Source organism: Streptomyces sp. NPDC032721, from assembly GCF_055579625.1.
Genome location: NZ_JBVIMX010000006.1, coordinates 310,211 through 333,270, shown reverse-complemented (window position 1 = coordinate 333,270; position 23,060 = coordinate 310,211). Strand labels below are relative to the sequence as shown.

19 protein-coding genes are annotated in these 23,060 nt (G+C 70.1%); 4 read left to right on the top strand and 15 right to left on the bottom strand.

The annotated features are described in order from the left end of the window. The first annotated feature begins 76 nt into the window (after window positions 1-76). Together ACZ5PB_RS15635 and ACZ5PB_RS15630 are read left to right on the top strand one after the other, a co-directional pair. Window positions 77-889, top strand: a complete 813-nt coding sequence (locus ACZ5PB_RS15635; protein WP_468691395.1) for a thioredoxin domain-containing protein — start codon at window positions 77-79, stop codon at window positions 887-889. A 97-nt stretch (window positions 890-986) separates the two neighbouring features. Beyond that, window positions 987-2,693 (top strand): alkaline phosphatase D family protein, encoded by a 1,707-nt coding sequence (locus ACZ5PB_RS15630; protein WP_468691394.1) that lies wholly within the window; start codon window positions 987-989, stop codon window positions 2,691-2,693. Between the two features lie 45 nt (window positions 2,694-2,738). Here ACZ5PB_RS15630 and ACZ5PB_RS15625 read toward each other — a convergent pair whose 3' ends face one another. After that, a complete protein-coding gene (locus ACZ5PB_RS15625; RefSeq protein ID WP_468691393.1) occupies window positions 2,739-3,308 on the bottom strand; it encodes a dienelactone hydrolase family protein in 570 nt (189 codons plus the stop codon). A gap of 30 nt (window positions 3,309-3,338) precedes the next feature. Between ACZ5PB_RS15625 and ACZ5PB_RS15620 the strand changes: the two genes are divergently transcribed. Continuing rightward, window positions 3,339-4,517: a mechanosensitive ion channel family protein gene (locus tag ACZ5PB_RS15620; protein WP_468691390.1), complete on the top strand. Its 1,179-nt coding sequence runs from the start codon at window positions 3,339-3,341 to the stop codon at window positions 4,515-4,517. A gap of 215 nt (window positions 4,518-4,732) precedes the next feature. Here ACZ5PB_RS15620 and ACZ5PB_RS15615 read toward each other — a convergent pair whose 3' ends face one another. The 5 genes from ACZ5PB_RS15615 to ACZ5PB_RS15595 form a co-directional block, all read right to left on the bottom strand. Continuing rightward, on the bottom strand, window positions 4,733-6,319 hold the full coding sequence (locus tag ACZ5PB_RS15615; protein ID WP_468691389.1) for a Na+/H+ antiporter: 1,587 nt from the start codon (window positions 6,317-6,319) through the stop codon (window positions 4,733-4,735). 279 nt (window positions 6,320-6,598) lie between these two features. Beyond that, the gene (locus ACZ5PB_RS15610; protein WP_468691387.1) at window positions 6,599-7,072 is read right to left on the bottom strand and encodes a GNAT family N-acetyltransferase; all 474 of its coding nucleotides are present in this window, start codon (window positions 7,070-7,072) and stop codon (window positions 6,599-6,601) included. Then, the gene (locus tag ACZ5PB_RS15605; protein WP_468691385.1) at window positions 7,069-8,010 is read right to left on the bottom strand and encodes an RluA family pseudouridine synthase; all 942 of its coding nucleotides are present in this window, start codon (window positions 8,008-8,010) and stop codon (window positions 7,069-7,071) included. Before ACZ5PB_RS15605 ends, ACZ5PB_RS15610 begins: the two co-directional genes overlap by 4 nt. A gap of 76 nt (window positions 8,011-8,086) precedes the next feature. Continuing rightward, on the bottom strand, window positions 8,087-8,812 hold the full coding sequence (gene lspA, locus ACZ5PB_RS15600) for a signal peptidase II (RefSeq protein ID WP_468691383.1): 726 nt from the start codon (window positions 8,810-8,812) through the stop codon (window positions 8,087-8,089). A gap of 168 nt (window positions 8,813-8,980) precedes the next feature. Next, window positions 8,981-9,958 (bottom strand): TraR/DksA family transcriptional regulator, encoded by a 978-nt coding sequence (locus ACZ5PB_RS15595; RefSeq protein ID WP_468691381.1) that lies wholly within the window; start codon window positions 9,956-9,958, stop codon window positions 8,981-8,983. Window positions 9,959-10,541: 583 nt separating this feature from the next. Here ACZ5PB_RS15595 and ileS point away from each other — a divergent pair. Then, the gene (ileS, locus tag ACZ5PB_RS15590; RefSeq protein WP_468691378.1) at window positions 10,542-13,697 is read left to right on the top strand and encodes an isoleucine--tRNA ligase; all 3,156 of its coding nucleotides are present in this window, start codon (window positions 10,542-10,544) and stop codon (window positions 13,695-13,697) included. Between the two features lie 748 nt (window positions 13,698-14,445). On the opposite strand, the gene ACZ5PB_RS15585 is transcribed toward ileS, so the two are convergent. From ACZ5PB_RS15585 to ftsW, 9 genes are all read right to left on the bottom strand, one after another. Further along, window positions 14,446-15,615 (bottom strand): DivIVA domain-containing protein, encoded by a 1,170-nt coding sequence (locus ACZ5PB_RS15585; RefSeq protein WP_468691376.1) that lies wholly within the window; start codon window positions 15,613-15,615, stop codon window positions 14,446-14,448. 49 nt (window positions 15,616-15,664) lie between these two features. Then, complete coding sequence (locus ACZ5PB_RS15580; RefSeq protein WP_468691374.1) at window positions 15,665-15,961, bottom strand: YggT family protein; 297 nt, start codon at window positions 15,959-15,961, stop codon at window positions 15,665-15,667. Between the two features lie 82 nt (window positions 15,962-16,043). Then, on the bottom strand, window positions 16,044-16,655 hold the full coding sequence (locus tag ACZ5PB_RS15575; RefSeq protein ID WP_401593867.1) for a cell division protein SepF: 612 nt from the start codon (window positions 16,653-16,655) through the stop codon (window positions 16,044-16,046). A 124-nt stretch (window positions 16,656-16,779) separates the two neighbouring features. Continuing rightward, entirely contained in the window at window positions 16,780-17,535 is a 756-nt protein-coding gene (locus ACZ5PB_RS15570) for a YggS family pyridoxal phosphate-dependent enzyme (protein WP_468691372.1), read from the bottom strand. Window positions 17,536-17,538: 3 nt separating this feature from the next. Further along, the gene (pgeF, locus tag ACZ5PB_RS15565; protein ID WP_468691370.1) at window positions 17,539-18,273 is read right to left on the bottom strand and encodes a peptidoglycan editing factor PgeF; all 735 of its coding nucleotides are present in this window, start codon (window positions 18,271-18,273) and stop codon (window positions 17,539-17,541) included. A 13-nt stretch (window positions 18,274-18,286) separates the two neighbouring features. Next, window positions 18,287-19,501 carry a cell division protein FtsZ gene (gene ftsZ / locus ACZ5PB_RS15560; protein WP_468691369.1) on the bottom strand — a complete coding sequence of 405 codons (1,215 nt, stop codon included), beginning with the start codon at window positions 19,499-19,501 and terminating at the stop codon, window positions 18,287-18,289. 275 nt (window positions 19,502-19,776) lie between these two features. Beyond that, window positions 19,777-20,580, bottom strand: a complete 804-nt coding sequence (locus ACZ5PB_RS15555) for a cell division protein FtsQ/DivIB (protein WP_468691367.1) — start codon at window positions 20,578-20,580, stop codon at window positions 19,777-19,779. Between the two features lie 30 nt (window positions 20,581-20,610). Continuing rightward, window positions 20,611-21,705 carry an undecaprenyldiphospho-muramoylpentapeptide beta-N-acetylglucosaminyltransferase gene (gene murG / locus ACZ5PB_RS15550; RefSeq protein WP_468691365.1) on the bottom strand — a complete coding sequence of 365 codons (1,095 nt, stop codon included), beginning with the start codon at window positions 21,703-21,705 and terminating at the stop codon, window positions 20,611-20,613. Between the two features lie 6 nt (window positions 21,706-21,711). Next, a complete protein-coding gene (gene ftsW / locus ACZ5PB_RS15545) occupies window positions 21,712-23,028 on the bottom strand; it encodes a putative lipid II flippase FtsW (protein ID WP_468691364.1) in 1,317 nt (438 codons plus the stop codon). Between the last annotated feature and the right edge of the window lie 32 nt (window positions 23,029-23,060).

The following is a 23,060-nucleotide window of genomic DNA, read 5'->3' as shown; positions in this document are numbered from 1 at the left end:
CGCGTATCCACGCACCGCGCACCCCGGCCGGGCAGTCCCCACACGGCAGTCCAGTACCCACGGAGTTGGAACGATCATGAGTGCACGCAACAACCAGGCGAACAAGCAGGCGGCCCGCGAGCGGCTGCGCGCCGAGCGCGAGCTGCAGGCCAAGAAGGACAAGCGGAAGCGGCAGTTCGTCGTCGCGGGGGCGGTCGTGGGCGTCCTGGCGATAGCCGGCGGCGTCGGCTACGTCGTCATCCAGGCCAACAAGCCGAAGGCCTGGGAAGCGGCCGAGGAAGCCCCGGTGACCAAGCCCGCCAACACCACCGGCACCGACGGCACCACCGTCGTCATCGGCAAGGACAGCGCGAAGAAGACCCTGGAGCTCTACGAGGACCCGCGCTGCCCGAGCTGCGCCGCCTTCGAGCAGGCCAACGGCGAGCAGATCAAGAAGGACGTCGAGGCGGGCAAGTACAAGGTCCAGTACATCGGCGCCACCTTCATCGACAACATGGCGGGCGGCGAGGGCTCCAAGAACGCCACGAGCGCCCTGGGTGCCGCGCTGAACGTGAGCCCCGAGGCCTTCCTCGCCTACAAGGGCGCGCTGTACTCGCAGGCCAACCACCCCGAGGAGAGCGTCGACACGTTCGCCGACGACAAGTACCTCATCAAGGTCGCCGACCAGATCCCGGCGCTCAAGGGCAACAAGAAGTTCCAGGACGCGGTCAACGCAGGCACGTACGACGCGTGGGCGCTGAAGATGTCGGACAAGTTCGACAAGAGCGGCATCAAGGGCACCCCGACGCTCAAGATGGACGGCAAGACGGTCGTCAAGGAGGGCACCGACGCCGCTCCGATGACCCCGGCCGACTTCGGTCCGGCGCTGGAGAAGGCCCTCAAGGGCTGACGCAGGACCGACATCCGGCCAACAGTTGGCCAACGGGTGGGCGAACCTTCACGGTTCGCCCACCCAAGCACCTTACCGATCAGTAATGTGATCGGCCGTGACCAGTCAAAACACTCCTGCCACGGGAGCCCCGTCCGCCACTTCCGGCGTCGTACGGACCCCGTCCCGCCGCACGGCCCTCAAGGCCGCTGCCGCCACCGCCGCAGTCGCCGCTCCCGCTCTCGTCGGGGCCTCGGCCCTTCCCGCCGCAGCCGCCTCGGGGGCCGCTGCCGCACCGGCTCCCGCCTTCCTGCACGGGGTTGCCTCCGGCGACCCGCTGCCCGACGGCGTACTGCTCTGGACCCGGGTCACCCCGGTCCCCGAGGCCACGCCCGGCTCCGGCCTCGGCCCGGACATCGCGGTCGGCTGGGAGGTCGCGGAGGACAAGGACTTCGCCCGCGTCGTCGCCCGGGGGACGGTGACCGCGACGGCCGCCACCGACCACACCGTGAAGGTCGACGTAAGGGGCCTGCGCCAGGAGACCGGTCATTACTTCCGCTTCTCCGCCGGCTCCGTCCTCTCCCCCGTCGCCCGCACCCGCACCACCCCGGCCCCTGACTCCGCCACGGCGGGCGTCCGCTTCGGCGTGGTGTCCTGCGCCAACTGGGAGTCCGGCTACTTCTCCCCGTACCGCCATCTCGCGGCCCGCGGCGACCTCGACGCGGTCCTGCACCTGGGCGACTACATCTACGAGTACGCGACCGGTGGCTACCCCGAGCCCAAGTACGCCGTACGGCAGCACGAGCCGAAGCACGAGATCGTCTCGCTCGCCGACTACCGCATCCGGCACGGCAACTACAAGACCGACCCGGACCTCCAGGCGCTGCACCACAGACACCCGGTCGTCGCCATCTGGGACGACCACGAGTTCGCCAACGACACCTGGTCCGGCGGCGCCGAGAACCACACCCCCGGCGCCGAGGGCGACTGGCAGTCCCGGATGGCCGCCGCGAAGCAGGCGTACTTCGAGTGGATGCCGGTCCGCGCCTCCACCGAGGGCACCGTCTACCGGCGGCTGCGCTGGGGCAAGCTGGCCGACCTGCACCTCCTCGACCTGCGCTCCTTCCGCTCGCAGCAGGTCGCGGTCGGCAACGGCAAGGTCGACGACCCGGACCGTACGATCACCGGCCGCGCCCAGCTCGACTGGCTGAAGGCCGGGCTCGCCGCCTCCGACGCGTCCTGGAAGCTGGTCGGCACCTCGGTGATGATCTCCCCGATCGCCTTCGGCTCGGTCCCCGCCCACCTCCTGGGGCCGATCGCCGAACTGATCGGGCTCCCCAAGGAAGGGCTGGCGATCAACACCGACCAGTGGGACGGCTACACGGACGACCGCAAGGAGCTGATCAAGCACCTGACGGACAAGGCCGTCCGGAACACGGTCTTCCTCACCGGCGACATCCACATGTCCTGGGCCACCGACGTCCCGGTGAAGGCCGCGACGTACCCCGCCTCAGGCACGGCGGGCGTCGAGTTCGTGGTCACCTCGGTGACCTCCGACAACCTCGACGACATGCTGCACGTGGCCCCGCACACCCTCTCCCTGGCCGCCGCGACCGCCGTCAAGGCGGCCAACCGGCACGTGAAGTGGGTGGACATGGACATCCACGGCTACGGCGTCCTGGACATCACCGCCGAGCACTCCCAGATGGACTACTACGCGGTGTCCGACAAGACCCGCAAGGACGCGACGAGCGCCTGGAGCAGGTCCTACCGGACCCTGTCGGGCACCCAGCGGGTGGAACGGGTCCACCAGCCGGTCCGCTGACCCCCGCTCCCGCAAGCCCCTGAGCTCTCAGAGCTCTCCGGGCTCTCAGAGCGTTTCCAGGAACCCCAGCGCCACCTGCCAGGTCTGCTCGGCCGCCTTCTCGTCGTGGTCGGGCAGACCCGGGTCGGTGTAGAGGTGTCCGGCCCCGGGATAGCGGTAGACCTCCACATCGGCTCCGATGCGCTGCATCTGGAGGTACCAGCTGTTCAGCCAGTCGTCCGACTCGAAGGGGTCCGGCGACGCGACGTGCAGCTGTACGGGCAGGTCGTCGACGGCCGCGTCCTCCGCGATGTCCGATGTGCCGTGCAGCAGGAGCAGGCCGCGGGCCTTCTCGTCGCCGACCGCGAGGGTCTGCGCGACGGAGCCGCCCCAGGAGAACCCGGCGTAGACCAGGCCCTTGTCGGAGTGGGGTGCTGCGGCGACCACGGCACGCCGCAGCAGCTCGTCGCGGCCGATCGTTTCGAGGAGCTCGCGGCCCTCCTCCATGGTTCCTGCGGTTTGCCCCTCGTAGAGGTCGGGCACGTGCACCTGGTGCCCGGCAGCACGCAGCCGCGTGGCCGCGTCGTTCACGGCCGGGCGCAGACCGTAGACGGAGTGGAAAAGAATGATGTCCATTCCGCAATCCTGCCAGTTAGCGTCGGAGTCATGGAGAACGTACTGCGCCCGTTGATCGTCCTGGGCGGCTCGGTCGTGCTCACGCTGTTCGTCGGCTGGGTGGTCGACGTCGTGCTGCGCCGGGCCGATGCCCGTCACCACGAGACCCCGCTGTGGGGGCTGCTGCGCCGCTGCCGGCCGCCCCTCATGGTCGTGCTGCTCGCCGCGCTCCTGAGAGGCGCGTACGACCAGACGAACCTGAAACTGGTCGAGGAGCACGAGGACGGCATCGGCCAGGTCCTCTCCCTGATCCTCATCGCCGCGACCGCCTGGCTGATCGTGCGGGTCGCCGCGACCGTCGTCGAGAGCTCGTACGCGCGGTACGCCTCGCTCCAGTCGCGGGACGCGGCCCGGGTCCGCCGGGTCCGTACCCAGGTCACGCTGATCATGCGCATCGTGACCGCGCTCGTCGCCGTCGTCGCGGTGGCGGCCATGCTGCTGACCTTCCCCAACATGCAGACGGTCGGCAAGTCGATGCTCGCCTCGGCCGGAATCATCGGCATCGTCGCCGGTGTCGCCGCCCAGTCGACGCTCGGCAACCTCTTCGCGGGCTTCCAGATCGCGTTCGGCGACATGGTCCGGCTGGGCGACACGGTGGTCGTGGACGGCGAGTGGGGCGTGGTCGAGGAGGTCACCCTCACCTTCCTGGCGGTACGCACCTGGGACGAGCGCCGCATCACGATGCCGGTGTCGTACTTCACCAGCAAGCCGTTCGAGAACTGGTCGCGCGGCGGCGCCCAGATGACCGGCACGGTCTACTTCCAGCTGGACCACCACGCCCCGGTGGCGGAGATGCGCGAGAAACTCCGCGAGATCCTGGCGACCACCCCCTCCTGGGACGGCCGCGACTGGAGCCTGGCGGTGACGGGCTCCACGCCCAACACCATGGAGGTGCGGGTGGTGGTCACCGCGAAGGACGCCGACGACATCTGGACGGTACGGTGCGCCGTCCGCGAGCAGCTCATCGGCTGGCTCTGCGAACACCACCCCTACGCCCTGCCGAAGGTCAGCACCGCCGAAGCGGCCCGCCCCCCGGCCGACCCGGACACCCCGGCCCCTCACCCGGAAGAACTCCACACCAACAACGCCCAGATCCGCACCCCGGACGACGAATCCCCACCCCCCACCCGAGCCCTCTCCACCCCCCACCCCCACACCGGCCGCGGCTAACCCCACCCCCCTGGGCGCCGCCCACCCCCTTGGGCGGCGGGGCCGCCCACGTTGCCCCGCCTCCTTGGGCGGCGGGGCCGCCCCCCGGGGGCGGAACGGGCGGGCAAGGGGGCGGCCCCCGACGGAGTCGCACCCTCCGCCCCGCCCCACCTACGCCCCGGCCCCCACCCCGCAGACAGTGGCCCCACCCTCCCCACAGAAAGCGACCCCCACCCTCACCTCAAACTCCGCAAATCCAACTGATGCAGCACCCGATCCACCACCTCCGGATCCGCCCCCACCTCATTCCTCGCCGCCAACACCTCATGCCTCGCCGCCGACATCATCTCCCTCTGAATCCGCATCATCGACTTCACCCGCCCCGCCCGCGAAGCAAACGCCTCCCGCCGCTCCTCGTCGACCATGTCCGGACTGATCCGCGCCCCGATGTCGAAGGCCGCCCGCTGCAACCGCTCCGACAGGTCCTCCGGCAGCTCCTCGACCTCCTCGATCTCCTTCAGCCGCCGCCGCGCGGCCTTCGCGGCCCGTACGGCAAGGGCGTGCTCCAGCTCCCGCTCGGCGTCCGTGTCCGCCCGTACCCCCAGCTTCCGCACCAGCCACGGCAACGTCAGCCCCTGCAGCACCAACGTCGTCATGATCACGCAGAACGCAACAAAGACGATCTCGTCCCGCGCCGGAAAGGGCTCCCCCGCGTCCGTCTTCAGCGGAATGGCCAGCACCAGGGCGACCGAGGCCACCCCGCGCATCCCCGACCACCACATGACGACGGTCTCCCGCCAGGTCGTCGGAATTTCCTCATCCACATCGCGCAGCTTGTGCAACCGCTTCGCCAGCCAGGTCGCGGGCAGCAGCCACAGCAGCCGTACGCCGATGACCACGCCCGCCACCGCCGCACCCCAGCCGAGCATCTCCCAGAGCCGCCCGTCCGCGAGCCCGAAGACGTAGTGCAGTTCGAGCCCGATCAGACCGAACGCGACACCGGTCACCAGGGTGTCGACGACCTGCCAGAAGGTCTGCCCGGCCAGCCGCCCCATCACGTCGTCGGCGTCGACCGCGTGCGAGGCGAGGTAGAGCGCGGACGTCAGTACGGCCAGCACGCCCGATCCGAGGAACTCCTCGGCCAGTACGTAGCTGACGAACGGCACCAGCAGCGTCAGCCCGATCTGCAGCGTCGGGTCACCGAGGTACCCCATGAGCTTGTTGCTGAGCCAGCCGAGCCCGCCGCCGACCAGGACGGCGACGACCGCGGACAGCACCAGCTCCCCCATCGCCCTGGGCCAGGAGAACGTTCCGCTGACGGCCGCCCCGATCGCCACGTGGTACAGCACGATCGCGGTGACGTCGTTGAACAGCCCCTCGCCCTCCAGGATCGACACCAGACGCCGGGGCAGTCCGAGGGAACCCGCCACGGCGGTGGCCGCGACCGGGTCGGGCGGCGCGACGAGCGCCCCGAGCGCGACCGCGGCGGCGATCGGCAGGCCGGGCACCATGGCATTGGCGACGGCGGCGACGGCGGCCGTGGTCACGAAGACGAGCGCCACGGCCAGCAGCAGGATGGGCCGGAAGTTGGCGGTGAACTGCCGCCAGGAAGTCCGCTGAACGGCCGCGTACAACAGTGGCGGCAGCACCAGCGGAAGAATGAACTCCGGCGGAATATCCGGATTCGGCACAAACGGGATGAGCGCCAGCACCACCCCGGCCAAGGTCATCAGCACCGGCGCCGGCAGCCCCAGCCGCTCCCCGAGCGGCACCGAGACCACAGCCCCGAGCAACATCACGAACAAGAGGGCCATCTGCTCCACGGGTTGCCCTCCGGGCCACTCGAAGCGATCAAGACCCCAAGCCTGCCACGAACCCCCCAAACCCGCCCCAACACCCCCACCCCCTCGGAGCTACGCCCCCGCCCCCTTGACCGGCGGAGCCGCACCCGTTGCCCCGCCCCCTTGGGCGGCGGGGCCGCCCCCGGGGGCGGAACGGGCGGGCAAGGGGGCGGCCCCCGACGGAGCCGCCCCCCCCACCCCCGCCCCACCTACGCCACGGCCCCCACCCCAGAAGCCCGCCCCACCCCCACGCGACCCCCCTCAAATCCCCTTACGCATCCCCCGATGCCCAATCCCCGCATCCAAAAATTCCGCCCCGTACGCCACATACCCCAACCGCTCGTAAAACCCCAGCGCCTGAGTCTGAGCATGCAGATCCATCGCCAGCAGCCCCCGAGCCCGGGCCACGTCCTCAATGCCCCGCACCAAAGCACCCCCGACCCCCAGCCCCCGAGCCCCCGCCCTCACCGCAAGCCGCCCGAGCGACCCGACCTCCACCCCGGCCCCGGTCTTCCCGACCGCGTCCGCCCCGCACAAAAGCCGCCCGGTGCCCAGCGGAGTACCGTCCTCCGCGACCGCCAGGACATGCACCGCGCTCTCGTCGTACGAGTCGTACTCAAGCTCCTCGGGCACCGCCTGCTCGACCACGAAGACCTCCCTGCGCACCGCGAAGCACGCATCGAGGTCCCCGGCCCCCACCGCCTCCCGCACCACGAAGGCCACGGCGGCGGTCACTCGCTCTCCGCCCGGATCACATCCAGCGCGTGCTGCAGGTCGTCCGGGTACGGGCTCTCGAACTCGACCCAGTCCCCGCTCCCCGGGTGCGTGAACCCGAGCCGCATCGCGTGCAGCCACTGCCGCGTGAGCCCCAGCCGCTTCGCCATCGTCGGATCGGCGCCGTACGTCACGTCGCCCACGCACGGGTGCCGGTGCGCCGACATGTGCACGCGGATCTGGTGGGTGCGCCCGGTCTCCAGCTTGATGTCGAGCAGGCTCGCGGCCCGGAAGGCCTCGATCAGGTCGTAGTGGGTGACGGAGGGCTTGCCCTCGGCGACGACGGCCCACTTGTAGTCGTGGTTCGGGTGGCGCCCCACCGGCGCGTCGATCGTGCCGCTCATCGGGTCCGGGTGCCCCTGGACCAGCGCGTGGTAGCGCTTGTCGACCGTGCGCTCGCGGAACTGCTGCTTGAGCGAGGTGTACGCCCGCTCGGACTTGGCGACGACCATCAGCCCCGACGTACCGACGTCGAGCCGGTGCACGATGCCCTGGCGCTCGGCGGCCCCGGACGTCGAGATCCGGTACCCGGCGGCGGCCAGGCCGCCGATGACGGTGGTCCCGGTCCAACCAGGGCTCGGGTGGGCCGCGACGCCCACCGGCTTCACGATCACCAGGACGTCGTCGTCGTCATGGATGATCTCCATGCCCTCGACGGGCTCGGCGACGATCTGTACGGGGGACGGCGGCGCCGGCATCTCGACCTCAAGCCAGGCCCCGCCGTGCACGCGTTCGGACTTCCCGACCACCGAGCCGTCGACCTGGACCTTTCCGGCAGCGGCGAGCTCGGCCGCCTTGGTCCGGGAAAACCCGAACATCCGGGAAATGGCGGCGTCGACGCGCTCGCCCTCAAGGCCATCGGGAACGGGCAGGGTGCGGATCTCGGGAATCGTACTCACCCGTCGAGTATGCAGGACCGCACCGACAAGCCCTTACCGAAAGCCCCTCCGCACCCCTGGCCCCCTCCCCGCGACCTCAGTCCTTGTGAACGGTCCCGTCCGGGTCCAGCCCCTTGAACGACAGGATCACGATCAGGAAGCCACCGCAGACGATCGCCGAGTCGGCGAGGTTGAAGACGGCGAAATTGGCGGGCGCGATGAAGTCGACGACCGCCCCCTCCAGGAATCCGGGCGTACGGAAGATCCGGTCGGTGAGGTTGCCCAGCGCACCGCCGAGCAGCAGCCCGAGCGCGATGGCCCAGGGCAGGCTGTAGAGCTTGCGCGCCAGCCGGGCGATCACCACGATCACCGAGGCGGCGATGATGGTGAAGATGATCGTGAACGCCTCGCCGAAGCCGAAGGCGGCACCCGGGTTGCGGATCGCCCGGAACTGCAGCAGCTCGCCGATCACGTCGATCGTCTCGCCGCTGGGCTCCAGCTTGGCCACCACGAGGAGCTTCGTACCGAGGTCGAGGGCGTAGGCGATCAGTGCGACGACGAAGAGGATCGCCAGCCTCCGCCTGCCCTTCCCGACGGGCGCGGCCTCGCCGGCGCCGGCCTCGGACTCGGCCTCGGACTCGGACTCGTCCGCATCCTTCGCCGCGTCCTTGACCGTGTCGTCACCGGCGGCCTCCGGGGCAGCCTCTGCGGTCCCCTCGGCTCCCTCGGCAGCCTTTCCCGCAGCGCCCTCGTCCTGCGAGGACTGCTCCGGCCCGGCTCCCTCCACCTCTGGAGTACCGATGATGCGCTCCGCCTCTGCCACGTAAGTCCCTCGCCCTCGTACCTGACTGCCGCGGCTTCCCCGGGGAAGTCACAGTGACCACGAGAGTACGGCACACACGTGCGGACTCCGAGGGCTCATGACCCCTGCCGCACACCCCACGAGCCCCGGTCGGTGCCTCCCGTCACGGGCGGCACCGACCGGTCCCGCTCAGTAGCGCCGTTCCTGCTTCTGCTTGCACTCGACGCAGAGCGTGGCGCGCGGGAAGGCCTGCATCCGGGCCTTCCCGATCGGATTTCCGCAGTTCTCGCAGATGCCGTACGTCCACGAGTCGAGCCGGTCGCGGGCCCGCTCGGTCTGCTCCAGCATCTCGCGGGCGTTGGCCGCGAGGGACATCTCGTGCTCGCGGGTGATGTTCTTGCTGCCGGTGTCCGCGTCGTCGTCACCGGCGCCGTTGCCCGAGTCGCGCATCAGCCCGGTGAGCGCCTCCTCCAGGGAGGCGATCTCGGCGCGCAGCCGCAGGATCTCGCTGTCCAGCTCGGCCCGCGCCTCGGCGATCTCCTCCGGGGTCCACGGGTCCTCACCCGGGCGTACGGCGAGCTGGCCGGGCACCACCGGGGTCGTCGTGCGGGCGGCCGGGACCGCCTTCTTCCTGGCTGTCGTGGCCCCGCCCGGACTCTTCTTCGCCACCACTGTCTCGGCTCCCGTCTCCGCGGCCGCTGCCGCCCCCTCGGCCGCGGGTGCGGCCTGCTTTCCGGCCGCCTCGGCAGGAGCCTCGGAAGCCGCCTTCTCCGCCACGGCCTTGCCGGCCGCCGTCTTCTTCGCCGGTGCCTTCTTCGCCGCGGTCTTCCCGGCAGCCGTCTTCTTGACAGCCGTCTTCTTGGCCGCGGTCTTCCCGGCGGCGGTCGTCTTCGCCGTGGTCCTCTTCGCGGTGGCCGGTGCGGCCTCCGCCCCGTCGGGTACGCCGGCCTCCGCCGCCTTCCTCGCCGCCGGAGCCGCCTTCTTCACGGCAGCCTTCCCGGCCACCGCCTTCTTCGCCACGCTCTTGCTCGTCACACTCTTCTTCGCCACGGTCTTCTTCGCCGGGGCCGCGCTCTGTTCCTCCTCGGCGGACTGCTTCCCGGCCGCCGTTCCGGTGGTTCTCGTCGACGCCGATTTCTTCGTTCCGGCGGTCTTGTCAGCCACCATGGCCGCGGCCCCTTCACATTTTGTGATCTTGCACGCGAATCGTGCTGGGACGATAAATCGACCTCAGCACCGCGGCAACGGGGCACGCCGTCGGTTCTGCCCTCCCCACGCCGTATCGAGACAGACCTGCATCCGTTGTGCCCAGCTCTCCGCCGGGTAACCGCCCCTCGCGCGCGTGCCCGCAGTCCGCACACCGCCGTATGGCCATTCGGGTCACCCCGCCTCTCACCCTCGGCGGACCGCCCGCCCCGCCCCGTACCCCGGAAAACCGGTCTGCCGTCGCACACCCCGCCCCGTACACTGGCCGGAGCGAAAGGCTTCGAAGGGGCCGAGTAGCGCCGCACGCAGCGATGAGCGATCCGGGGACGGTGAGAGCCCGGGGGCGAGCACGGCGCGAAGCATCACCCCTGAGCCGCCGGAAGAAAGCCCCGCAGCAGCGGCGGTGACTAGACCCGGCAGCGCGACCCCAATGAGGGGGCCGCGGGCGTACGTCGTCCGGGGCCAAGGAGGGTGGTACCGCGGGAGCCGCACGGTTCTCGTCCCTCCGACGGAAGAACGACGTCCGCCGGAGGAAGAGCGCCCGATGACACCGCCGAAGCCGCAGCAGCAGTACAACCCGGTCCCCGCCCAGGTCGACCTGCCCGCCCTGGAGCACGCCGTGCTCGACTTCTGGGACCAGGCCAAGATCTTCTCGAAGTCCCTGGAGGCCTCCGAGGGCCGCCCCGAGTGGGTCTTCTACGAGGGCCCGCCGACCGCCAACGGCATGCCCGGCGCCCACCACATCGAGGCCCGCGTCTTCAAGGACGTCTTCCCCCGCTTCCGCACGATGCAGGGCTACCACGTCGGCCGCAAGGCGGGCTGGGACTGCCACGGTCTGCCCGTCGAGCTGGCGGTCGAGAAGGAACTCGGCTTCAGCGGCAAGAAGGACATCGAGAACTACGGCATCGCCGCGTTCAACGACAAGTGCCGCGAGTCCGTCACCCGCAACACCGACGCCTTCGCCGAGCTGACCCAGCGCATGGGCTACTGGGTCGACCTGGACGACGCGTACCGCACGATGGACCCGGAGTACGTCGAATCCGTCTGGTGGTCCCTCAAGGAGATCTTCAACAAGGGCCTCCTCACCCAGGACTACCGCGTCGCCCCCTGGTGCCCCCGCTGCGGCACCGGCCTCTCCGACCACGAGCTGGCCCAGGGCTACGAGACGGTCGTCGACCCCTCCGTCTTCGTCCGCTTCCCCCTCACCGGCGGCCCCCTCGCGGGCCGGGCGTCGCTCCTGGTCTGGACGACGACCCCCTGGACCCTGGTCTCCAACACGGCCGTCGCCGCCCACCCCGACGTCCGCTACGTCGTCGCCACCGACGGCGAGGAGAACCTCGTCGTCGCCGAGCCCCTCCTCGAAAAAGCCCTGGGCGAAGGCTGGGCGGTGACCGGCGAGTCCTTCACCGGCGCCGAGATGGAGCGCTGGACCTACCAGCGCCCCTTCGACCTGGTGGAGTTCCCCTCCGAAGCGCACTACATCGTCAACGCCGACTACGTCACCACCGAGGACGGCACCGGCCTCGTCCACCAGTCCCCCGCCTTCGGCGCCGACGACCTCCTCGTCTGCAAGGCGTACGGCCTCCCCGTCGTGAACCCGGTCCGCCCCGACGGCACCTTCGAGGAGGAAGTCCCCCTCGTAGGCGGCATCTTCTTCAAGAAGGCCGACGAGAAGCTCACCGAGGACCTGGCCGCCCGCGGCCTGCTCTTCCGCCACGTCCCGTACGAGCACAGCTACCCGCACTGCTGGCGCTGCCACACGGCACTGCTCTACTACGCGCAGCCGTCCTGGTACGTCCGTACGACCGCCGTCAAGGACCGTCTCCTCGAAGAGAACGAGAAGACCAACTGGTACCCCGACACGGTCAAGCACGGCCGCTTCGGCGACTGGCTCACCAACAACATCGACTGGGCCCTCTCCCGCAACCGCTACTGGGGCACGCCTCTCCCCATCTGGCGCTGCGAGGACAACCACCTCACCTGCATCGGCTCCCGCGCCGAACTCTCCGAGCTGTCGGGCGAGGACCACTCCTCCCTCGACCCGCACCGCCCGTACATCGACGACGTCACCTTCGCCTGTACGCACGAGGGTTGCGCCCTCACCGCCACGCGCGTGCCCGAGGTGATCGACGCCTGGTACGACTCGGGCTCGATGCCGTTCGCGCAGTGGGGCTACCCGTACAAGAACAAGGAGATCTTCGAGAAGCGCTACCCGGCGCAGTTCATCTCGGAGGCCATCGACCAGACCCGCGGCTGGTTCTACACGCTGATGGCGATCGGCACCCTCGTCTTCGACAAGTCCTCCTACGAGAACGTGGTCTGCCTCGGCCACATCCTCGCCGAGGACGGCCGCAAGATGTCCAAGCACCTGGGCAACATCCTGCAGCCGATCCCCCTCATGGACCAGCACGGCGCCGACGCGGTCCGCTGGTTCATGGCGGCCGGCGGCTCCCCGTGGGCAGCCCGCCGCGTCGGCCACGGCACGATCCAGGAGGTCGTCCGCAAGACGCTCCTCACGTACTGGAACACGGTCGCCTTCCAGGCGCTCTACGCCCGCACGTCCGACTGGGCGCCGTCCGCCGCCGACCCGGCCCCGGCCGACCGCACGGTCCTCGACCGCTGGCTCCTCTCCGAGCTCAACGCGCTTGTCGACCAGGTCACTTCGGCCCTCGACTCGTACGACACCCAGAAGGCGGGCAAGCTCCTCTCCGCCTTCGTCGACGACCTCTCCAACTGGTACGTGCGCCGCTCCCGCCGCCGCTTCTGGCAGGGCGACAAGGCGGCACTGCGCACCCTGCACGACGTCGTCGAAACGGTCACCCGCCTGATGGCCCCCCTCACCCCCTTCATCACGGAGCGGGTCTGGCAGGACATGGTCGTCCCGGTCACCCCGGACGCCCCGGAATCCGTCCACCTCTCCACCTGGCCGAAGCCCGACCTGACGGCCATCGACCCGACCCTCTCGACGCAGATGGCGCTGGTACGCCGCCTGGTCGAGCTGGGCCGGGCCACCCGGGCGGAGTCGGGCGTGAAGACCCGTCAGCCCCTCTCCCGCGCCCTGGTGGCCGCCGCCGGCTTCCCCGCCCTCTCCCCCGAACTCCAGGCTCAGATCACCGAGGAACTGAACGTCACCTCCCTCGCCTCCCTCTCGGAGGTCGGCGGCTCGCTGGTGGACACCACTGCCAAGGCGAACTTCCGCGCCCTGGGCAAGCGCTTCGGCAAGGGCGTCCAGGACGTGGCGAAGGCGGTCGCCGCGGCGGACGCGGCAGCCCTCTCCCTGGCCCTGCGCTCGGGCGAGGCCCCCCTCGTGGTGAACGGCGAAACGATCACCCTCACCCCCGACGAGGTGATCATCACGGAGACCCCGCGCGAAGGCTGGTCGGTGGCCTCGGACTCCGGCGCCACGGTCGCCCTCGACCTCGAAATCACCCCGGAGCTCCGCAAGGCAGGCCTGGCCCGTGACGCGATCCGCCTGATCCAGGAGGCCCGCAAGAACTCCGGCCTGGACGTCGCCGACCGGATCGCGGTCCGCTGGACCGCCACGTCCCCGGAAACCACGGAGGCCCTGACGGCCCACGCCGGTCTCATCGCCGACGAGGTCCTCGCCACGGACTACGCGGAGGGCCCGGCGGACGACACCTACGGCACCCCCTTCAAGGACGAGCCCCTGTCCCTGACCTTCCACCTGCACAAGATCTAACCCCACCCAAAGGGGCCCGAAGGCAACCACCCTCGGGCCCCTTCGCCATCCCCCACGTTCGGTCCGCTGCGCGGGGCCTTCCCCTCCCCGCCCCTTCCCGGCTGCGACATTTGCGGCTGCCGCCGCGTGGGGAGCGTTGGTGGGGGCGGGGTCCGCTGCGCGAGCGTTTCCCCTCCCCGCCCCTTCCCGAAACTGGGGCTCCGCCCCAGACCCCGGCCCGTACGGGCGAGTGGGTGGGCGGGCAGGTGGCGAGCCCCGCCACGGACGGTGGTCATGTGCAGGTGAGTTCTTGGCTGGCCGCGCAGTTCCCCGCGCCCCTGAGTACTCGTAGTTAGGGGCGCGGGGAACTGCGCGAGCAACCACCCACCAGCCCGCGGGCAACGAACCCCTGGCCCCGCGGAGCGGTTTAGGGAAGGGGCGGGGAGGGGCGCCTGCCCGCCGCAGGCGCGACACCGCACAACGCTTCCAGCGCCACGCGGCGACAGCCGCAAATCGAGCACAGCGGGAAGGGGCGGGGAGGGGCACTCCCCGGGCCCGCCGCAGGCGCGACACCGCACAACCCTCCCAGCGCCACGCGGCGGCAGCCGCAGATACAGCACAGCGGGATGGGGCGCGGAGGGGGCGCCCCCCTGGCCCGCCCCCCACCGCCCCCACCCCCCAAAAAAAGGGGTGGGCCCCAGAACCAAAGTCCCAGGGCCCACCCCTCAGCCTGCCGACGGCTACGCGCTCATCACGCGCACCAGCCGCCTCAGTTGTCGTCCTCGTCGATCAGGAACCCACGCATCGGCGAAGGCGCCTGCTGCATCGGCTGCGGCCCCTGCGGCCGGACCGGTGCCATCGGCTGGGTCATCGCCGGCGTCATCTGCTGCTGCCCGCCGTACGACTGCGCACCGTTCGACTGCCCGCCCATGGACGGCGCACCCATCGACGGGTTGCCACCCATCGAGTGCCCCATCGAGCCCGCACCGGCCGGAGCCATGGTGCTGCTCATCTGCGGGGCCGGCGGCAGGGATGCCGTCGCCGGGGTCCGCGGCGGAGCGAGGGAGTCGTCGGCCTGGGTCTCCAGCTGACGCAGCTGCGACTCCAGGTAGGACTTCAGACGCGTGCGGTACTCGCGCTCGAAGCCGCGCAGGTCCTCGACCTTGCGCTCCAGCGTGGCGCGGGCGGACTCCAGCGAGCCCATCGCGACGCGGTGCTTCTCCTGCGCGTCCCGCTCCAGCGCGTCGGCCTTGGCACGGGCGTCCCGCTCCAGACCCTCGGCACGCGAACGCGCCTCGCCGACAATCTTGTTGGCCTCGGAACGGGCCTCCGCGATCGCCTGGTCAGCGGTCTGCTGCGCCAGCGAGAGCACGCGGGCGGCGCTGTCGCCACCGGGCTGCGGCATCTGCTGCTGCGGGGGCTGCATCTGCTGCGGCTGCTGCATGGGGCCGCCCATCGGGCCCTGGCCCATGCCGCCCTGCATCGGACCCTGGCCCATGGGGCCGGGACCGTGCTGGCCCTGCATCGGACCCTGACCCATCGGGCCGGGACCGTGCTGGCCCTGCTGCTGCGGGCCGGGGCCGTGGCCACCCGGGCCGGCCGGGAGCTGGAGCGGGCCACCCTGCTGCTGCATCTGCTGCTGCGGGGGCTGCTGCTGCTGAGGCGGACCGGATATGGCCGCGGGGACGGGCGCGCCCGGGCCACCGGGCCGGTTGTCCTGCGGCTCCGGCTTGCGCATGCCCTGCTGCTGCTGGTTCTGCGCTGCTGCACGGGTCGCCGCGGCCAGCTTGGCGCGCAGGTCCTCGTTCTCGCGGAGCAGACGGGTCAGTTCGGACTCGACCTCGTCGAGGAAGGCATCAACCTCGTCCTCGTCATAGCCTTCTCGAAGGCGGACGGTCGTGAACTGCTTGTTCCGCACGTCCTCGGGGGTCAGCGGCATCTCTTCTTCACCTCTACGTAGTCGTCGGCAGTCGGCAAGACCGTATCGCTCACACCCTGCTCGCAATGTTGTTCACAACACTGATCAGGAGGTAGACGATGATCATCAGAACGAAGAAGGACAGGTCGAGTGCCACGCCCCCGAGACGCAGCGGCGGAATGAACCGCCGCAGAAGCTTGAGCGGTGGATCGGTGACAGTGTAAGTGGCCTCCAGAACGACCACCATCGCCTTGCCGGGTTGCCATGAACGCGCGAACTGAAAGACGTAGTCCATGACGAGCCGGAAAATCAGCACGACCAGGAAGCACATCAGCGCGATGTAGATCACGTCCAGTGCGATGCCCATTCCCGTGCGTCCCTCTCCCCTGGCTCTCGCCTCAGTCCGGCCTTCGTGGCCGGTTGTTCCGGTTGTCCTGCTCTCGGCTCTGTCAGCTCTGGTTGAAGAAACCGCCCTCTGCGATACGGGCCTTGTCCTCCGCCGTGACATCGACGTTAGCAGGCGACAACAGGAACACCTTCTGCGTCACTCGCTCAATGCTGCCATGCAGACCGAAGACCAGTCCCGCGGCAAAGTCGACAAGTCGCTTCGCGTCCGTGTCGTCCATCTCCGTGAGATTCATGATCACCGGAGTGCCCTCGCGGAAGTGTTCCCCGATGGTACGGGCCTCGTTGTAGGTCCGGGGGTGCAACGTGGTGATGCGGTACGGCTCCCGCTCGGACACGACCTTGGGCATGATCACCGGTGCGTTCTTCTCCAGGCTCGGACGTTCAGGTGTGATGGACGCCACGGGGGCGATTCGTGCAGGTCGTCCGCTTTCCGCCGGAAGCTGAACGGGCTCTCGGGGGGCGGGCGGCTGTACTACTCGTACCGGTTCGTCCCGCTCCCGCTCGACCTGGTGCGGGGGCTGGTGCCGCCGGTGGTCACGCTCCGGCTCCGGCTCGGGCTCGAAGTCGTCGTCGGGGTCGAAGCCCCGGCCGTCGTAACCATCGTCCTCCACGAGGCCGAGGTAGACCGCCATCTTGCGCATAGCGCCGGCCATTTCCTGAGTCCTCCGCTCTGTGGTGGATCGGCCTCGTCACCAAGTACCCGCGATCCACTGGGCCTGCCCACTGAATAGTGGGGATGACCATATTTTCTGCTGTGGTCCGACTTGCTTCGCGACGTTACCCGAGGCGAGGACGGACACCGAGTACCGCAGTGCCGACGCGTACATGTGTCGCACCGGCAGCCACCGCCTCATCCAGGTCCGCACTCATTCCCGCAGACACCATGGTGGCAGCCGGATGTGCGGTGCGCAGGCGGGACGAGATTTCCATCAGCCGCTCGAAGGCCGCCCGTTGGCGCCCGGCGTACTCACCGGAGAGGGGCGCCACGGTCATCAGTCCGTCAAGCCGCAACCCCTGCACGGCGTCCACCGCGGCGGCCAGCTCCGCCACGCCGTCGGCGGATACGCCACCCCTTTCGCCCCTTTCGCCGGACCCGGCGTCCAGGGCCACCTGGAGCAGACAGCCGATCTCGCGCTCCGCCCGCACCGCGGCCGAGGACAGCGAGGTGACCAGCTTCAGCCGGTCCACCGACTGCACCTCGTCCGCGTAACCGACCACCGAGCGGACCTTGTTGGTCTGCAACTGACCGACGAAGTGCCAGGTCAGAGGGAGATCGGCGCATTCGGCGGCCTTGGGGGCGGCGTCCTGGTCGCGGTTCTCGGCGACATGACGCACCCCCAGCTCGGCGAGCAGCCGTACATCGCTCGCCGGGTAGGTCTTGGTGACGACGATCAGGGTCACGTCCGCGCGTGCGCGCCCGGCAGCTGCACAAGCGGAAGAGATACGTTCCTCCACCTGCGCCAGGTTCGCGGCGAGTTCGTCCTTGCGCGCCGAGGGCCTCGCGGGCCCGGCGTCTTCCGTACGGTCCGTCATGTCCTACCCGTCCAACCAGACATATCCGGCGAGCCGCCCCGTGGTGCGGTCCCGCCGGTAGGAGAAGTGGTCGCCCGACTCGCGTGTGCACACCGGCGACTGCGACCGCGTGAGCACCCCGAGCGCCGCCAGCTGGGCGTGCACTCCGGCGGTGACGTCGACCGCCGGGGTGCCCCAGCTGGTCTCGGCCCAGGAGGCGGGCTCGATCGCGGCAGCGTCCGCACGCATGTCCGAGGGCACCTCGTAACAGCGCCCGCACACGGCGGGCCCGGTCCAGGCGTGGATGCGGGAGACGTCGGCGCCGAGCGAGACCATCGCCTTCACCGCCTCGGGCACCACCCCCGCCAGCATCCCGGGCCGTCCCGCGTGCGCCGCCCCGGTCACTCCGGCGACCGGGTCGGCGAGGAGCACGGGAGTGCAGTCGGCGGTCAGCACCGCGAGGGCGAGTCCCCGACGGGCGGTCACGACCGCGTCGACGGCGGGGATTTCGCGGTCCGCGGGCCAGGGCCCGTCGACCACGGCGACGTCCCGCCCGTGGACCTGGTTCATCCAGACCACCCGCGCCGCGTCGAGCCCCAGGGACTCTGCGGCCAGGCGGCGGTTCTCCCGTACGGCCGAGGGGTCGTCGCCGACCGCGCCGCCGAGATTGAGCTGCTCGTACGGAACGGCGCTCACCCCGCCCCACCTGTCGGTGAAGGCGAAGTGCGCGCCGCTCTCGTCGTCGTACCGCTGTATCACTTAACGCTTCCGGTCACTTCAGGAAGTCCGGGACGTCCAGCTCCTCGGCCGCGCTGTCCGCGTACGAAGGGCGGGCCGGCGGGACGTGCGGGGCGGCCTGCGGGGCCGGGGCCTCGCTGACCGGCGCGGGCTGCTCGACCGGGGCCGGGGCCTCCTCGCGCACGGGTACGGAGCCGATGTTGGGCTGCCGCACGGGCTCGGGCGCCGGACGCGAGGCCGGGGCGCTCTCCTCGCGCTTGCCGGCACCCGCGCCGAGCACGTTCTCGCGCCGGGCCGGCGGCTGTCCGCCGTCGAATCCGGCGGCGATGACGGTGACCCGTACCTCGTCGCCCAGGGCGTCGTCGATGACGGCGCCGAAGATGATGTTGGCCTCCGGGTGGGCGGCCTCGCTGACCAGCTGGGCGGCCTCGTTGATCTCGAAGAGACCGAGGTCGGAGCCACCGGAGATGGAGAGCAGTACGCCACGGGCGCCGTCGATGGAGGCTTCCAGGAGCGGCGAGGAGATCGCCATCTCCGCCGCCGCCACCGCACGGTCGTCGCCGCGCGCCGAGCCGATGCCCATGAGCGCGGAACCTGCCTCGGACATGACCGACTTGACGTCGGCGAAGTCGAGGTTGATCAGACCGGGGGTGGTGATGAGGTCCGTGATGCCCTGGACACCGGACAGCAGGACCTGGTCGGCCGACTTGAAGGCGTCGAGGACCGAGACCTGACGGTCGGAGATCGACAGCAGCCGGTCGTTGGGAATGACGATGAGGGTGTCGACCTCTTCGCGGAGTTGGGCGATGCCGTCCTCCGCCTGGTTCGCGCGCCGCCGGCCCTCGAAGGTGAACGGGCGGGTGACCACGCCGATCGTCAGGGCGCCCAGCGAGCGGGCGATGTTGGCGACGACGGGTGCGCCACCGGTTCCGGTGCCACCACCCTCGCCTGCCGTCACGAAGACCATGTCGGCCCCCTTGAGGACCTCCTCGATCTCCTCGCGGTGGTCCTCTGCCGCCTTCCGGCCGACGTCGGGGTTGGCGCCGGCGCCAAGTCCTCGGGTGAGTTCACGGCCGACGTCCAGCTTGACGTCGGCGTCGCTCATCAACAGCGCTTGCGCGTCGGTGTTGATGGCGATGAACTCGACGCCCTTCAGACCGACCTCGATCATCCGGTTGATGGCATTGACACCACCGCCGCCGACACCGATGACCTTGATGACTGCGAGGTAGTTCTGCGGTGCTGCCACGTCGAAGGCCTCTCGCCTCGATTTACGTGCCGCCACGGAGTTTGCAGCGCCGCGACGACTGATGCCGATTTGGGACGGTCCGAACGCCGACCCGAACCCTAACGCTGAAGTTTAGGGTTACCAGTGTGTCTGTTCCTTGGACTCTTCCGAACAGGACACTAAGTCGACAAGTGGTGCGCGTTCAACGAACACGCCGAACCTCCCGTTTTTCTTTTCACCCTATGTGATCACCCATATCGCTGACCAACCAGGGGCCCGACCTGCCCGAGTCTCCGTCAACTCGCCCTGGCGGCAGGTGCGCTGGGCGCGCTGACGTCGAAGTGCCGGGCGTCCGGCACGGCTTTCATCAGGGCCTGAAGAGCCCGGGACTTGGCCGCGTTGTCCTCGCCGCTGCCCCAGAAGACGCTCCGGGCGCGGGTCAGTTCCAGTGTGATCGAGTCGAACGAAGTCACTTTCACCGCCGTCAGGTTACGGGTCAGGGCCGGGCCGAGTTCACCCGTGACACGCACCGCCTCGCCGAGCAGCCGCTGTTCACCGAAGCGGCGCAGACTCGGCGAGCTCCGCGCGTCCAATTCCAGTCTGGGTACCCCCCGGGGGGCTTTCGTCACAGTGGCGAACCGCACACCCTGGTGGTCCACTTCGACGAACTTTGCGCCCTTTTCGATGAGCAGCACCGGCTTTCGCTCGGTCACTTTCAGGCTGATTCCGTGCGGCCACGACCGGACGACGTCGATCGTGTCGATACGCGGCAGTTCCTTGCGCAACCGGTCCTCTATGGCGCCGGAGTCGACCGAAATCATCGGCACTCCGGTCGGCACGTCGGCGGCAGCCACCACCTCAGCGGGTGTCAGAACGCGGGTGCCGACGGCCTTGACCCGCTCCACGCGCAGCCATTGGGAGCCGTACAGCGCCCAGACCCCGCCACCCGCGAGCAGGATCGACACGGCCAGCAGCAGAACCACCGGGCGGCCGACGGGAATTCGCGGGAAGCGCCCCGGGCGTCCCTTTCGGGGCGCCCGGGGCGCGGCCGGACCGCTCTGCTTCTTCGTACCGCGTTCACGGGTGGTCGGTCCGGCCACGTGCTTGTCGCCTCCTGCATAGGGGGCCGGTCAGCCGGCCCGGCGTGCGGCAATCGCCTGGTAGACCATGCCGACGAGGAGCTCGTCGGCGTCCCGGCGGCCGAACTCCGCTGCCGCGCGCGACATCTCGTACAGCCGGTGCGGGTCGGAGAGCACCGGCAGCACGTTGCCCTGGACCCACTCGGGGGTCAGGGCCGCGTCGTCCACCAGCAGTCCGCCGCCGGCGTTGACCACCGGCTGGGCGTTGAGCCGCTGTTCGCCGTTGCCGATAGGCAGCGGGACGTAGGCGGCCGGGAGCCCGACGGCGGAGAGTTCGGCGACGGTCATGGCGCCCGCGCGGCAGAGCATCATGTCGGCCGCGGCGTACGCCAGGTCCATCCGGTCCACGTACGGTACCGGGATGTAGGGCGGCATACCGGGCATGTTGTCCACGCGCGGCATCTCGTTCTTCGGACCGACCGCGTGCAGGATCTGGATTCCGGCGCGCTGGAGGTACGGGGCGGCCTGCTGGACCACCTCGTTGAGCCGGCGGGCGCCCTGCGAGCCGCCGGAGACCAGCAGCGTCGGCAGGTTCTGGTCGAGCCCGAACGCGGCGCGCGCCTCGGGGCGGACGGCACCCCGGTCGAGGGTGGCGATGGTGCGGCGCAGCGGGATGCCGATGTAGCGGGCACCGCGCAGCTTGCTGTCGGGCGTGGAGACCGCGACGGCGGCCGCGTACCGCGAACCGATCTTGTTGGCCAGGCCGGGGCGGGCGTTGGCCTCGTGGACGATGATCGGCACCCCGAGGCGTTTGGCCGCGAGGTAGCCGGGCAGCGCCACGTAGCCGCCGAAGCCGACGACGCAGTCGGCCTTGGTGCGCTCCAGGATCTGCTCGGCGGCCTTGATGGTGCCGCGCAGCCGCCCGGGGACGGTGATCAGTTCAGGGGTGGGCTTGCGGGGCAGCGGGACGGCCGGAATGAGGCCGAGTTCGTAGCCGCGCTCCGGGACCAGTCTGGTCTCCAGACCGCGCTCCGTGCCGAGGGCCGTGATCCCCACGGTGGGGTCCTGCCTGCGCAGGGCGTCCGCGAGGGCGAGCGCGGGCTCGATGTGGCCGGCGGTCCCCCCACCGGCGAGTACGACATGCACCGAAATTCACCGCTCTCCGGACGGACGCTTGGTGACGCGCCGTCTCATCGTTTTCCATCTCGTCCCGGGGCGCCTCATGGCCAGTGCGCCCCGCGCCGCCGGGTCGTCACGCGCGAAGGCGATCAGCAACCCTACGGCGAACATGGTCGGCAGCAGGGCGGAGCCCCCGTAGGAGAACAGCGGGAGCGGGACACCGGCGATCGGCAACAGGCCGAGCACCGCACCGATGTTGACCATGGCCTGCGCCATGATCCAGGTGGTCACACCTCCCGCGGCGTACCTCACGAAGGGGTCCTCCGTGCGTCCGGCCACGCGGATACCCGCATAGCCTAGGGCCGCGAACAGGGCGAGTACCGACAGCGTCCCCGCCAGACCCAGTTCCTCGCCGGTGATGGCGAAGATGAAGTCGTTGTGGGGCTCGGGGAGTTGACCCCATTTCTCCACGCTCGCACCGAGCCCGGATCCGAACCATCCGCCCGAGGCCAGTGCGTAGATTCCGTGCACGGCCTGCTGGCACTGCCCGTCAGGACCCATCTCCGTACGGAGGATGCAGTCGAGGCGGGCCATCCGGTTGTCGCTCGTCTTGATCAGTACGAAGCCCAGCACGCCGGCGAAGCCGAGGACGCCCGCGAACAGCCGGGTGGGGGCTCCGGCCAGCCACAGCAGGCCGAAAAGGATCGCGGTGAGGATCATCGCGGTGCCCATGTCGCCGCCGAGCATGATCAGCCCGAGCAGCATGAAGGTCACCGGAACGAGCGGCACCAGCATGTGCTTCCACTGGCCGAGCAGGTGCTTGTCCTGCTTGCGGGCGAGCAGATCGGCGCCCCACAGGATCAGCGCCAGCTTGCCGAACTCACTGGGCTGGAGCTGGAAGGGGCCGCCGACGGAGATCCAGTTCTGGTTGCCGTTGACCTCGTGCCCTATCCCGGGGACCTGGACGAGCGCCATCAGGAAGACGGTGCCGGCCAGCATCGGGTAGGAGAGTGCACGGTGCAGCTTGACCGGCACCCGGGAGGCGACCAGCAGCAGGGTGCCGCCGATGACGGCGGCCAGGAGCTGCTTGCGGAAGAAGTACGAGCCGGGCAGGTCGTAGCGGAGTGCCGTGATCATCGACGCGGAGTAGACCATCACCAGGCCGAGGCCGGTGATGAGCAGGGCGCTGCCGACGATGACGTAGTACGCCGTCAGGGGGCGGTCCCAGGCCCTGCGGAGCTGCTCGTAGAGCTTGCGGGGGCTGCCGGGGCCGCGCGGGCGGCGTGGGGCCGCCTGCCCGCGCGGAGCGGCGGGACGTACCCGTGGCTTGTCTCTGGCCGTGGCCGGCATCTCGCAGGTCCCCTCCAACAACTCGTGCGCCG

Coding starts and splice junctions, on each gene's coding strand:
- ACZ5PB_RS15635 (WP_468691395.1), top strand. CDS start 77: ATGAGTGCACGCAACAACCAGGCGAACAAGCAGGCGGCCCGCGAGCGG.
- ACZ5PB_RS15625 (WP_468691393.1), bottom strand. CDS start 3,308: ATGGACATCATTCTTTTCCACTCCGTCTACGGTCTGCGCCCGGCCGTG.
- ACZ5PB_RS15620 (WP_468691390.1), top strand. CDS start 3,339: ATGGAGAACGTACTGCGCCCGTTGATCGTCCTGGGCGGCTCGGTCGTG.
- ACZ5PB_RS15595 (WP_468691381.1), bottom strand. CDS start 9,958: ATGGTGGCTGACAAGACCGCCGGAACGAAGAAATCGGCGTCGACGAGA.
- ileS (WP_468691378.1), top strand. CDS start 10,542: ATGACACCGCCGAAGCCGCAGCAGCAGTACAACCCGGTCCCCGCCCAG.
- ACZ5PB_RS15585 (WP_468691376.1), bottom strand. CDS start 15,615: ATGCCGCTGACCCCCGAGGACGTGCGGAACAAGCAGTTCACGACCGTC.
- ACZ5PB_RS15580 (WP_468691374.1), bottom strand. CDS start 15,961: ATGGGCATCGCACTGGACGTGATCTACATCGCGCTGATGTGCTTCCTG.
- ACZ5PB_RS15575 (WP_401593867.1), bottom strand. CDS start 16,655: ATGGCCGGCGCTATGCGCAAGATGGCGGTCTACCTCGGCCTCGTGGAG.
- ACZ5PB_RS15570 (WP_468691372.1), bottom strand. CDS start 17,535: ATGACGGACCGTACGGAAGACGCCGGGCCCGCGAGGCCCTCGGCGCGC.
- ftsW (WP_468691364.1), bottom strand. CDS start 23,028: ATGCCGGCCACGGCCAGAGACAAGCCACGGGTACGTCCCGCCGCTCCG.